General features: G+C 43.5%; 15 protein-coding genes and 1 pseudogene. 5 read left to right on the top strand and 11 right to left on the bottom strand.

The features are described from left to right. Positions 1-6: 6 nt before the first annotated feature. From larC to trmD, 7 genes are all read right to left on the bottom strand, one after another. The gene (gene larC, locus NTX75_18105) at positions 7-1,167 is read right to left on the bottom strand and encodes a nickel pincer cofactor biosynthesis protein LarC (GenBank protein ID MCX5818131.1); all 1,161 of its coding nucleotides are present in this window, start codon (positions 1,165-1,167) and stop codon (positions 7-9) included. Next, entirely contained in the window at positions 1,164-1,907 is a 744-nt protein-coding gene (gene larB, locus NTX75_18110; protein ID MCX5818132.1) for a nickel pincer cofactor biosynthesis protein LarB, read from the bottom strand. Before larB ends, larC begins: the two co-directional genes overlap by 4 nt. A 13-nt stretch (positions 1,908-1,920) precedes the next feature. Further along, a complete protein-coding gene (locus NTX75_18115) occupies positions 1,921-2,271 on the bottom strand; it encodes a YraN family protein (GenBank protein ID MCX5818133.1) in 351 nt (116 codons plus the stop codon). After that, entirely contained in the window at positions 2,261-2,848 is a 588-nt protein-coding gene (locus NTX75_18120) for a ribonuclease HII (protein ID MCX5818134.1), read from the bottom strand. Before NTX75_18120 ends, NTX75_18115 begins: the two co-directional genes overlap by 11 nt. Positions 2,849-2,972: 124 nt before the next feature. Continuing rightward, complete coding sequence (rplS, locus tag NTX75_18125) at positions 2,973-3,320, bottom strand: 50S ribosomal protein L19 (protein ID MCX5818135.1); 348 nt, start codon at positions 3,318-3,320, stop codon at positions 2,973-2,975. After that, complete coding sequence (locus NTX75_18130) at positions 3,304-3,870, bottom strand: RNA methyltransferase (protein ID MCX5818136.1); 567 nt, start codon at positions 3,868-3,870, stop codon at positions 3,304-3,306. The genes rplS and NTX75_18130 overlap by 17 nt, the downstream gene beginning before the upstream one ends. A gap of 7 nt (positions 3,871-3,877) precedes the next feature. Beyond that, on the bottom strand, positions 3,878-4,612 hold the full coding sequence (gene trmD, locus NTX75_18135; protein MCX5818137.1) for a tRNA (guanosine(37)-N1)-methyltransferase TrmD: 735 nt from the start codon (positions 4,610-4,612) through the stop codon (positions 3,878-3,880). Positions 4,613-5,410: 798 nt separating this feature from the next. Between trmD and NTX75_18140 the strand changes: the two are divergent. Further along, positions 5,411-5,545 (top strand): annotated as a pseudogene (locus NTX75_18140) (addiction module toxin RelE). Beyond that, positions 5,542-5,883 carry an XRE family transcriptional regulator gene (locus NTX75_18145; protein MCX5818138.1) on the top strand — a complete coding sequence of 114 codons (342 nt, stop codon included), beginning with the start codon at positions 5,542-5,544 and terminating at the stop codon, positions 5,881-5,883. Before NTX75_18140 ends, NTX75_18145 begins: the two are co-directional and overlap by 4 nt. A gap of 14 nt (positions 5,884-5,897) precedes the next feature. Here the strand turns inward: NTX75_18145 and rimM are convergent, their stop codons facing one another. The 4 genes from rimM to ffh are packed head-to-tail and all read right to left on the bottom strand — an operon-like array spanning position 5,898 to position 8,243. After that, positions 5,898-6,392 carry a ribosome maturation factor RimM gene (gene rimM / locus NTX75_18150; GenBank protein ID MCX5818139.1) on the bottom strand — a complete coding sequence of 165 codons (495 nt, stop codon included), beginning with the start codon at positions 6,390-6,392 and terminating at the stop codon, positions 5,898-5,900. Continuing rightward, on the bottom strand, positions 6,392-6,625 hold the full coding sequence (locus NTX75_18155; protein MCX5818140.1) for a KH domain-containing protein: 234 nt from the start codon (positions 6,623-6,625) through the stop codon (positions 6,392-6,394). Before NTX75_18155 ends, rimM begins: the two co-directional genes overlap by 1 nt. A 17-nt stretch (positions 6,626-6,642) precedes the next feature. After that, a complete protein-coding gene (rpsP, locus tag NTX75_18160) occupies positions 6,643-6,900 on the bottom strand; it encodes a 30S ribosomal protein S16 (protein ID MCX5818141.1) in 258 nt (85 codons plus the stop codon). Positions 6,901-6,911: 11 nt separating this feature from the next. After that, entirely contained in the window at positions 6,912-8,243 is a 1,332-nt protein-coding gene (gene ffh, locus NTX75_18165; GenBank protein MCX5818142.1) for a signal recognition particle protein, read from the bottom strand. A 162-nt stretch (positions 8,244-8,405) separates the two neighbouring features. On the opposite strand from ffh, the gene NTX75_18170 reads away from it, so the two are divergent. The 3 genes from NTX75_18170 (at position 8,406) to NTX75_18180 (ending at position 11,506) form a co-directional block, all read left to right on the top strand. Beyond that, positions 8,406-8,864: a hypothetical protein gene (locus tag NTX75_18170; protein ID MCX5818143.1), complete on the top strand. Its 459-nt coding sequence runs from the start codon at positions 8,406-8,408 to the stop codon at positions 8,862-8,864. 491 nt (positions 8,865-9,355) lie between these two features. Beyond that, positions 9,356-10,207, top strand: coding sequence for a potassium channel family protein (locus NTX75_18175; protein MCX5818144.1), 852 nt, complete (start codon positions 9,356-9,358; stop codon positions 10,205-10,207). A 72-nt stretch (positions 10,208-10,279) separates the two neighbouring features. Further along, the gene (locus NTX75_18180; GenBank protein ID MCX5818145.1) at positions 10,280-11,506 is read left to right on the top strand and encodes a VRR-NUC domain-containing protein; all 1,227 of its coding nucleotides are present in this window, start codon (positions 10,280-10,282) and stop codon (positions 11,504-11,506) included. Positions 11,507-11,634: the final 128 nt, after the last annotated feature.

The following is an 11,634-nucleotide window of genomic DNA, read 5'->3' on the forward strand; positions in this document are numbered from 1 at the left end:
TATGTGCTACTTCCTCTTTATTTCGCTCTTCAGTGCATCCAGCAATACCCTGAAGGGGATGTTTTTTTCAACGGACAACCTTTTTACATCTTCAAACTCGATATGGGATTTTATGAGATTCCCATTGGCATCAAAGCCGTTTTTTATTCTTAAGGGGCCGCAGGAGGTTTCGATAGTCTGCATCTCTCTTTTTAGAGTACGCCTCCGGTCTTTTCTTAATCTTATCCCGAAAGTCGTTGTCTCCAGGAACAATGTATCCAGTATCTTCTGGAGTTTTTCTGCTGTTACAGTAACAGAGAGCCTGATCCCGATCCTTCCCTTTTTCATATAAACCGGGAAAGAGAGGACATCGAGGGCGCCAGCTTCCCGTATTTTGTCAGATATTGCCCCCAGATACTCCATTTCCATATCATCAATGTCAGACTCTATTACCCAAACTTCTTCTTCGTAGAGAGGTTCTTCGGTTTTGCCGATAAGGATGCGCAAAATATCCGGTTTGGCGGTTTTGTATGCCCCCATGCCGTACCCTGTTTTTTCAATGGTGAATGGGGGCGCCATGTTTTTGTCCTTTACATAATACCGTACGATAGTTGCACCTGTCGGGGTTGTGAGTTCAAGGGGTTCTTCCAAGAATACGACAGTATACCCGGTGAGGATTTCAAGGGTTACGGGAGGCGGGTTTGGTATGATACCATGCGAGGTCTTTATTGTCCCCCTTCCGTGTGGTACGGGTCCGCAGAAAACTTTCTGAATATTGAAATAGTGCATGCCTTTGGCAACACATAAAAGGTCTATGAGTGTATCGATATGGGAAAGTTCGTGGAGATGAAGGTGATCTTTTGAGGTACCGTGCACTTTTGACTCTGCCTCAAGGATGATATCGAGCATCCCCCTTGCATCCTCCCTTATCTTTTCGTCGATCTCAACGGTGTTTATAATTTCTTCCATCTGTCTTATTGACAGATGGGTATCTGAATCTTCAATATTGAGATGAATGCCTTCAATGATGCCCTGTTTTTTCTTCTCGGGAGACAAGGCCGGAACCGGAACCGGTAGTTTTTCGAGGAGAGTCTTAATCTCTTCAAAGGGCAATCCTGCATTGAGGAATGCGCTTATCATCATATCGCCGCTTATACCGAAAATGGGATCTATATAAAGAATGTTCATAGTCTGTTAATCAGGGTTGCAAAATAGGCTGCACCGAATCCGTTATCTATATTGAAGACTGAAATGGTGGAACATGAGTTGAGCATGGCAAGGAGTGCTGTCAAGCCGCCAAAACTTGCCCCATACCCTATGCTGGTGGGAACGCCAATGACAGGAACCCCTACAATGCCTGCTATAATAGACGGTAGTGCCCCCTCCATACCGGCCGCCACTATGATGACCCGTGCCCTTTTTAATATTTCGAGATTCTGAAATAATCTATGTATCCCTGCAACGCCCACATCATAGAGCTTTTCTGTTTGATTCCCGAAAAAGACTGATGTAATATATGCCTCTTCCGCAACCCTTATATCACTCGTGCCGGCAGAGATCACAAGGACAATGCCTTTCCCCTTAATTGCCTCATCCTCTTTTATGTAGAAACATCGTGCTGCCTCATCATAAGTACCAACAGGAAATGTTTCTTTTAAGGATTTCCCGGCCTTATTGCTGAGCCGTGTAACGAGGACATTGATATCCTTTTGTCTCATGGAGGTTACTATCTCTATTATCTGATGAATGGTCTTGCCCTGCCCGAATACCACCTCTTCCATGCCTTTGCGTACAAGCCTGTGGTGGTCAAGCTTTGTATGGCTCAAGTCTTCAAAAGGGAGGTCTTTCAGTTTCTCGTAAGCCTCGTCAACAGAAATATCGCCATTTTTCACATTTTTCAAAAGATATATGAGTTTTTCGTCCATCATGGTTAAAGCCCGTTTATTCAATCACGAACGCATGTTTCACAATCTTCACGCTCTGACTGTCAATCCCTACCACATCAAATCTTACTTTTTTATCAAAACACTTATGTGTCTTCATATAGAACATGGCGGATCTGATAATACGTTTCTTTTTTGTCGTATTTACCGCTTCAAAAGAGGTCCCGTAAACAGGCGTATTCCTCTTTTTTACTTCCACAAAAACGAGGTAGCCATCTTCCTCTGCGATGATGTCAATCTCTCCAAAATGGTTTCTGTAGTTTTTTTCCAATATCTTATATCCTTCAGCTTTCAATATGCTCACTGCCCTTTCTTCGCCTTTTGTGCCTTCTTCCCTTTTATTGGACAAGGTATTCCTTTACCCCTCTGAATGTTTTTCGATGTATGGGAGAGATGCCATATTCCCTTATGGCAATTTTATGATCTTTTGTCGGGTAGCCTTTATTTTTTGTGAAGTTATAATCAGGATACAGTGTGTGGTATGTCTCCATGATACCATCCCTTACAACCTTTGCGACGATGGAGGCACAGGCGATGAAAAAGCACTTTTTATCACCCTTTACTACCGGCTTGCTCAGGGGAAAACCTTTAATCCCGTAGTTGCCGTCTATGAGGAGAAGGTCTGGCCGGATGTCTGTGTCTTTCAGCGCCCTTTCCATGGAAAGGAGGCTTGCCTGGAGGATATTTATCTGTTCTATCTCTTCGTGGGTAGCAATGCCGATGCCTACTTTATATGCATGTTCCCTTATCCAGTGGAATAGTGAAACCCTTTGCTTTTCGGTAAGCTGTTTGGAATCATTAATGTTTGATTTCTTTTCAGGCAATTCTTTCCAGATTACACACGACGACACTACAGGGCCGGCGAGGGGTCCCCTGCCTGCTTCATCAATGCCGCCAATTAGTCCTGCAAGCTTGCAGCAGTGCATTATACTAATTTGCCTTCATTCATATAGCTTTGTTGTCTCCTCGTCGCACTCCTCGACGTACTATCAGTACGTCTCTGTCGGCTTCTCGTCGTCGCCTCGCTCTATTTTTGAATCCAAATTAGTATTAATCTCTTTTTTCTTTCAGTTTTGCAGCCTTGCCTCTCAGATTCCTCAGGTAGAAGAGCTTTGACCTTCTGATCTTGCTCTTGCTCATTACCTCAATATTTTCAATGAGAGGTGAATGTTTGGGAAAGGTCTTTTCTATTCCTACACTGTATGATACCTTTCTTACAGTGAAGGTTGCCCTTGTATTCCCCCCTCTTTTTCTTATCACAATGCCTTCGAAGACCTGAACTCTCTCTTTATCGCCTTCAAAGATTTTTGTGTATACCTTCACGTTATCACCGATATTTATCTCGGGTAGGTCCAGCCTCATGTGTTCTTTTTCGAGTAAATCAATTGTCTCGTTCATCTTTGTCTCCTCTTTCACCAAATATTCTATCAAGAATGATTCCAAGCGCTACCCTCAGGGACAGGTGATTGTAGTCTCCGCTCCCTTTAACCGGCATAAGCATCTTGTCACATAATTCAACCGTTGTGCCCGTTAACCCCCAGCCTGTTCCGAAAAGCATGAGAAACGGCCTTTCTTCTTTACCGATCATATCCCGAAGCTCATGATACCCTATTGATTTGTCATCCCTTTCCATTGATGATGTGCCGATAATGATAGGGTTGCCGGATATTCTGATTTCTGTCAGCATCTCTTCTATATCGTTACATACTCTTATTTTTTCTAAAGCCACACTTCTCAAAGGGTTATATGTTAAGCCGTATCCATGTTCCCAGTGGTGAATCAATTTTTCCATTATCTTCCTCTGTTTTACAAGAGGAGTAACAATATAGCATAAATCAATACCAAATGTCATGCAACTTCTTGCAATGTCATGTATTTCCATATTTGTTACGCTTGTGGCAACAATATCCCGATTTTTGTCGTAAACCGGGTAGTGGATAATTGCAATATAAACATTATTCAGGGATGTCCTCCATAATCTCTCTCATGAACTTACGGTCTTCTTTGTTGGGCTCAACACGGGTCATCAGATCGGGTCTTTTAAGGATTGTCTTTTTTATTGCCTCTTTCCTTCTCCATTTTCTTATCTCTTCGTGATTTCCCGATAACAGCACAGCAGGGACTTCCATATCCATAAACAGAGGGGGTCTGGTATACTGCGGATATTCGAGGAGTCCGTCCTTCAGGCTTTCATCGCTCACAGATGCTTCATTTCCAAGCACGCCCGGAATGTGCCTTATAATGGCATCTATGAGCGCCAGGGCAGGTATTTCGCCACCGGAAAGGATATAATCACCTATTGATATTTCTTCATCGACAAGGGAAAGCGCCCTTTCGTCTATGCCTTCATAACGACCGCACAAAAGCGCTAAATGAGGATTACGCGCAAGCCTTACCGCTGTTCCTTCATCTAATATCCTGCCCTGAGGGGTAAGTAGTATGTATTTCGGCCTTTTCGTATTTGCATTAATATGCTCCATGGCATTGTAGATGGGTTCTATCTTCATGACCATGCCGGGCCCGCCCCCGTAAGGGGCATCATCACAGGTCTTGTGCACATCTTCAGCGAAATCCCGTATGTTTACAAGGTTAAAGCTTACAAGTCCCTTATCCAGGGCCTTTTTGATGATACTTTCCTGGAGTGGTGATTCAAATATTTTAGGAAAGAGTGTAAGAATTGTTATGATCATTTTATCAATTATTTATAATTTCAGTTTTATGCCTGTTCAATAACGGGATACTATAGCACATTTTTTTTATGTTATCACTTCACATTACAGCAATTATGAATGAAATATCACGTTTTTGCTCTGACTTCAACTGTGATAAATGATATCCGATATTTGCAATCCCTCGGTCTTGGTGATTTTTGTTAAGGAAATGTATCCCTGGAACGAATAGCGGAACATTTTTGGGGCCACCCGTCTTGGCGAAAACGAGCGTCCCCGAAAGGGATGATGTGCAGGCATGAACATCTTCGGGTAGCCTCCGCCCTTGCACATCAAGCGAATTGAGCCGGTGGAACGGGTCAAAAATGTGAAGCTGATGAGTGGAAGGGAACATTTCCTTATGGGGACGTAATTGGGGTCGGGCCAAACCCTTTAAAAACAGTTTTGAGTGTTGACAACCTGTTGCCCAAACAAGCATACAACAAATAATAACGGAATATGCGCCGGAAGAACTTTGCGGCTTCGCCGTTAAACCGTTACCCGAGTCGCGCCTTCGAGCACTGTTGGGACCCACTTAACGAGGAAAAATGTCCCGAAGGGCAATCTGCGCTGTTTGAGGAGGAACGACGAGTTCGCAGATTGAATGCATTCCGAGTTTTAGTGGGTATACAGCGCGCAGTGAAGCAGGGAGGGAAATAGTGTTCCGGTATATCCATATTATCAAGACTGATGGATTAAAACTTCGGCTAATATTCATTTGGCTTCATATTTCATTGTGCTATAGTTAAGTTGTGTGGAACATCGAAAGAACTGACGAAATTTGATCCAATCCGGAATGCTATTTTATTGATTGGTGGCGATAAAAGAGGTGACAAACGATTCTATCAGAAAATGATACCGATCGCCGACAACCTGTATGACAGGCATCTTGAAAAATTAAGGATGGAATCATGAAAACAAAAGTAAAAGCAAGAACAAATAAAAAAGAAGATTTTATTGACGAGTTGGCTTCCATGATGCCTCCTGAAAGAGCAGAAAGGGCCAAAAGGGAAGCTGAAAAGGAAATATTCCATATACGGTTATCTGAATTAAGGAAAAAAATGGGTATTCGCCAGGAAGATGTCAAATCGTTTACCCAGTCGGGTATTTCAAAATTGGAGTCAAGGAGTGACATGAAGGTGTCAACCCTTATAGAGTACCTCAAAAGCATAGGCATGGGGGTCGAGATAAAGGCCTATTCGAAAAACGTTATTAATAAAAATGTAGATGCAGTAACATTGCTGAAGGTTTGAGGAGAAAGTAGCCTTTACGTTTCCGGCTCCACCACAGTCATCGTTTTGTTTATGATATCGATTGAAAGAATGTAGTCCTCAACCATGGGAATTAATATTTCCTTCTCTCCTCTGACCACTATCAGGTACTGAGCGCCCGTATGCATTACCTCTGTAACAGTTCCCATCCCGATGTCATCCTGATTGATTACTTTCAGACCAATAAGCTGGTATTCATAATATTCGTCGTCATTCAGAGGGGGGAGTTGTTCCTCTTTGACAAAGAATTCTTTGTTTATTAGAGACAAGGCAGCCTCAGGGCTGTCAAATCCTTTAAACTTCAGGTAGAAGAAGCCTTTATAGAGCCTTTTGTCTGTTGGTTCAAATGTTACCCACCGGTTATTTTCATTCTTAACTAAAAAAGAGGTGTATTCATAGAACACCTCTTTTTCGTCATTGTAATACTGAAATTTTACTTCCCCTTTAATTCCGTGGGTGGATATTACTCGCCCAACAGGGACATATCCCATTACTCTATGATTTCGAGAACTGCCCGTTTCCTTACTTTTGTGGATGCTGCGCTCAATATGGTTCTCATAGCACGTGCGGTCCGTCCCTGTTTCCCTATGACCTTTCCGAGATCATCCTTGGAAACACTCAGCTCGAAAACGGATGTTTTCTCGCCTTCAATTTCGGATACTTTTACCATATCAGGGTTGTCTACCAAGGCCTTTGCAATGAATTCAATCAATTCTTTCAACACGGCTCCACCTCCATAAGTTATTGGTTTATTTCCTTGAGTACCCCTTCTTTTTTGAATATGTTTTCAACAGTCTTTGTGGGCCTTGCCCCTTTTTTATACCATTCCTTGATCTTTTCTTTATCAAGGGTTATCTCAGCAGGGTCTGTAATCGGGTTGTATGTCCCCACGTTTTCAATAAACCTGCCGTCTCTTGGATACTGACTGTCAGCCACAACAATTCTGTAAAAAGGTCTTTTCTTAGCACCATACCGTGACAATCTGAATTTTACCGCCAAAATTTCACCTCCTATTGCATGAGTAGTTGCTTTGGAAAGCCCTTTGAGCCTCCCTTTGCGAACTTTTTGATCATTTTTTTTGTTTCAGCATACTTTCTGAGAAGCTCATTTATATCCTGAACCTTCGTGGCACTGCCCTTTGCAATGCGCATTCTCCTGCTCCCGTCTATAAGATGGGGATAGATTCTTTCTTTTGCTGTCATGGAATTTATAATTGCTTCAGTCTTTTTTATATCCTTCTCTGCCTCGGAAAAGTTAATTGCCCCCTTTAGCTTGTTAAATCCCGGGAACATGCTGATGATGGATTCTATCGAACCAAGCTTCTTCATCTGTTTTATCTGTTCCTTGAAATCTTCAAGGGTGAATTCGTCTTTTCTCAGTTTCTTTTCAAATACCCTTGCCTGTTTTTCATCGAATACTTCCTGTGCCTTCTCAACGAGGGAGACGATATCGCCCATACCAAGTATGCGAGATGCCAGTCTTTCGGGGAAGAAAGGCTCAAGGGCATCCAATTTTTCACCTATACCAATGAATTTTATGGGTTTTCCTGTGGCGGCCTTTATTGAGATGGCAGCGCCACCTCTCGCATCGCCGTCTAATTTTGTGAGAATCACGCCGTCAACATCCAGCTTTTCGTTAAATGCCCTTGCAATATTAACTGCATCCTGCCCTGTCATAGCGTCGAGGACAAGCAACGTTTCTCTCGGGTTGAGAAGCTTTTTCTGGTTTATCAGCTCCTCCATCATCTCTTCGTTTATATGGAGGCGTCCGGCGGTGTCCACAATCATGGTATCGAAACCGTTCTTCATAGCGTACGCCTTAGCCTCGGAGCATATTTGAAGCGGGTTCTTCATGTTCTTTGAATCAAAGGTACTTACACCTATCTGGGCGCCTATCTTCATTAACTGGTCGATTGCAGCGGGTCTGTAAACGTCTGATGGGACGAGAAGAGGCTTCCTGCCTTTTTTCCTTAAAAATATGGCCAGCTTGCCTGCTGTTGTGGTTTTACCGGAACCCTGGAGCCCTGCAAGCATAATAGCAACCGGCGGAGAACCGGAGGTGTCGAGTGGTTTATTCACCTTGCCGAGAAGCTCGCACATCTCATCATGGACGATCTTTGTGAACAGTTGACCGGGGGTTATGCTGGTGAGTACCCCACCGCCTAAAGCCTTCTCTTTCACCTTGTCGAGGAAGTCTTTGGCGACCTTATAATTCACGTCTGCCTCGAGGAGCGCAACCCTCACTTCCCTTATGGAATCCTTGATGTTATCCTCGGTGAGCTTGCCGTATCCCCTGAGCTTCTTGAATGTACCTTCTAATCTTTCCTGTAATTTCTCGAACATATAGGCTATAAGATAATAAAAAACCGTTGAATAGTCAATGTTAATCATGCGGACCCCATACCCGGTTCAAAGTTCAATGTTCAATTGGTTCAATTTGTCCCATTAGTTGTATTGGTTTTAACCAATAAGACCAATGAAACCAATACAACTAATAATTAGTATGTGGAGATTCAACTATTCACTGCCTTCATAAGATCGGGACAATCGAGGTTCGAGGCAAAGAGATATCCCTGGGAAACGGGAAGCGTTCCTTCCGTACGGTTTAATCCCGACAGCGGAGGGACAATTGCCATCCGAATCTCAGGAGGAAGTTTTGAAGGCGAAAGCGTGCGAAGTGGCGTAGGTATTTACTTTCCGACGATTATAAGAATCTCCGCAAATGTTGCGGAGAGTTCCTCGTCACTCGTAGAGTATAACCGGAAACCAGACACTCTATCGGAAGCAGCGGTGTCCACATTGGACACCGCTATAGAAATCTCTGGAAAGGCTTATGCATCTTTGTTCCGCACGATTTCAATTTTAAAACTACCTTCTGAGATTCAGGCAGCTTGGAGGGTCAATGCAACGATTGCAACGATGTGCCTATTGTCTCTTCCTGGCCGGGAAAAGTTATTGAAATAACGAAGGATGTCCCCACCATTTCTACAGACTGTTTTGAATGGCCCTGTTCCGTAAATGTTCTTCAAATTTGGTTTGTAAAGCAGAAGGGATAGCAAGCATCCGGAATCCTCCGATTTCTATATAATCTTAAAATTGACATGATATACGGAAAGATAAAATAAATTGTTGTAAATAATTTGCCAAGAGATTATACATTATTATATTAACAATTTAAGTTGTAACTGAGAGGCCAGGAGACCATAATCTGTATAGACAACACATGCATTGTTATTGCATAGAGCCACGAAAGAATGATTGATTTGTGGAATTAGTCAGAAACTATAGAATAACTTGTTCTCCCGGCGCTTCGCGCCGCGAGAATCGGGGCAGTTAAGCCGTCAACTCCTTCCCGTCGTTCCGCTTCGGGAGAACAAGGAGTTAAAGACCGATGCCCCTTCGGGGCACGGCTTAACTGCCCCGATTACACCCCAATAGTAAACGCGGATGGTGAAATGAGAATAGGTTTTGCAGATCAGAAACTTCCGGGAAAGCGACACATCTCATTCGTGGAGCTGATTTCTCGTTCCTCGACGTGGCACATAGTGCTTGTGGGCATGTTGCTGTACATTTTGCCCGTCGTGGTCATCAGCTTGAGTGAGGCCCTCTTCCTTTGTGCTGGCAACCCATTGGTGTACTGCGAGGAGCAACCAGCCGGTCTGCTTGAATTACTCTACTTCAACTTTGTCACGATCATAACTATTGGCTATGGAGATCTGCATCCGGTAAGCTGGGGACGCCTCTTCTCGGTAATAGAGGGTATTATTGGTGTAGGAGTTTTTGGGCTACTTGTTGCGGCCATAACAACCAAACTCTTGTCACTTCGTGATAATTCGGTTGTGTTTTCACGCTACGGTTACTATTGTACGGATGAGCAACGGTTTCTCTTAGTCTTTGTGAATACTACAAACACCTATATGGTCAATGTAGATATGACCTCCTATTTCAAGCTTGGGGGAGACTGGGGTGTGAGGCCTCCCATTCGAACACCATTTATCACCACATCTGTGCAGACTTTTTTCCTCGATGAAGAACGGCTGGAGGATATTGTCAACTTGTTGCAGGAGGGTGACGTCTTTCGTTTTGGTATATCAGGTTCGCTGGGATTGTCTACCTATTCGGTGGCTGTCCAGTACCATGCGGACGAAATCGTTGTCATTCCCAATCGCAAAGAGCTCACTCAGTATCAGGGTTTTCACTCCCCAGATTTTCAGTCGGTTGACATATCGCAAATGTTCCATTATCGGCCAACTGGGTCTTTAACCCTAAGTGAGTACGTAGATCGTGAGCGTAAAAGGACGGTGTAACAAACGGATGGAGCCGACTCCTTACAGTCGCGGCTCATCCACTCGTTGAGCCGCAAGGCGAAAGGCAAAGTTTTGACAAAGTGCGATCATCAAAACGTTTTCTGCATCAATCAATTTGAGCTCATTCGTAAGTATGAGTGCGCAGATTGCGGCGCGGTGATGATGTGCAATTGTGACAAAGATATAGGCCAGAAATTCTTATCTCATCAGCTTGCGTTTGGCAAGAGGCTTGAAACGCAGGAAGAAGTTCAAGTTACAGAGGGTTTTATTGGTGGCATGTGTAACGAATGCCGAGGACTTCCCGCCACTCCATGCCCGGCAGCCGCCATTATGGGTCGTACCAGCAAGATTAAGCGTTATTACTGGCGTGAATTAGCCTTCCGTGAGTATGCACTATATGAAGAGTTTGGGGGTAGTCCAGAAAATTACATTTATAAATTAGGAGAAAATGAACCTGAAATCATCCGTAAAGCTCGAACTCAAGCATTGGCCGATATAAAGGCGTTGCATGCTACGAATCCCAAGTACCATTACGATGAGGAATCAAACGAATCTTTTATTAACCGAATGGGCGTCCAGGTACGTGATGTCCAAGGTGTATATATTAATGATAATGACCGGAAAGCAAAGATTGCTTATCAGGGCGAGTTACTTACCGTTGAACAATACGCTGAGAAATACTATGAGGGCCTAGGTTATAAAGCTGTTCGTCTGGAAAGCATGCCGTTTCATGCGCTTTTCAGTATTTTTACATGGTTGCTTATTCAAGATCCCAATGATCCTGAGGTACGTATGGCAGGGTTTGGTGAACGGTCTGCTTATGAAGAGGATCGATCAAAAAACCCAATTTGGGTTCCTCTACCTTCTGACTTTGGCACAAGCGGGTATGCAGACCGTAGGAAAAAGGAAATTGAAGCGTATCTATCAGATATCCAAGAGCACTCTCAAGACCTTCTCTGGCTTTTTGACTACTGGACGCCATATAGCGAAGGATTAAGGCAATATTTATGGGCTCACAGGAATGAGCATGTCCAAAAAGCTCGAAAAATCGTCGAAATTTTAGAGCCTCGCACGACATTAGAAATTATCCATTATCTATTGGGTAGTTACTGGAGTAGATATCTAGGATGGCCTGACTTGCTCGCTTATAACAAAGATGCTTATCTCTTTGTCGAAGTAAAGCTATCAAAAGATAAACTATCTGATGAGCAGCGGCATTGGATTGAAGAAAATAAAAAGCGGCTGCATTTGCCATTCGAAATTTTGAAGGTTCATCGTGTTGCAGCCCAACACCTATAAGGCCTCCCCGTGTCAATAGATAAATCTCTCCTCCAACGAAAAATGTTACTTTTTTTTCGCCCTAACTTACAACTTACCATCTGACTTAATTGCCAACGGCTCCGGCTTTATTTCTTATATCGGTGCAA

It is taken from the genome of Pseudomonadota bacterium, from assembly GCA_026388315.1.
Taxonomy (GTDB): domain Bacteria; phylum Desulfobacterota; class Syntrophorhabdia; order Syntrophorhabdales; family Syntrophorhabdaceae; genus MWEV01.

Coding starts and splice junctions, on each gene's coding strand:
- larB (MCX5818132.1), bottom strand. CDS start 1,907: ATGATGGACGAAAAACTCATATATCTTTTGAAAAATGTGAAAAATGGC.
- NTX75_18145 (MCX5818138.1), top strand. CDS start 5,542: ATGAAAACAAAAGTAAAAGCAAGAACAAATAAAAAAGAAGATTTTATT.
- larC (MCX5818131.1), bottom strand. CDS start 1,167: ATGAACATTCTTTATATAGATCCCATTTTCGGTATAAGCGGCGATATG.
- ffh (MCX5818142.1), bottom strand. CDS start 8,243: ATGTTCGAGAAATTACAGGAAAGATTAGAAGGTACATTCAAGAAGCTC.
- NTX75_18175 (MCX5818144.1), top strand. CDS start 9,356: ATGAGAATAGGTTTTGCAGATCAGAAACTTCCGGGAAAGCGACACATC.
- rplS (MCX5818135.1), bottom strand. CDS start 3,320: ATGAACGAGACAATTGATTTACTCGAAAAAGAACACATGAGGCTGGAC.
- rimM (MCX5818139.1), bottom strand. CDS start 6,392: ATGGGATATGTCCCTGTTGGGCGAGTAATATCCACCCACGGAATTAAA.
- trmD (MCX5818137.1), bottom strand. CDS start 4,612: ATGATCATAACAATTCTTACACTCTTTCCTAAAATATTTGAATCACCA.
- NTX75_18120 (MCX5818134.1), bottom strand. CDS start 2,848: ATGCACTGCTGCAAGCTTGCAGGACTAATTGGCGGCATTGATGAAGCA.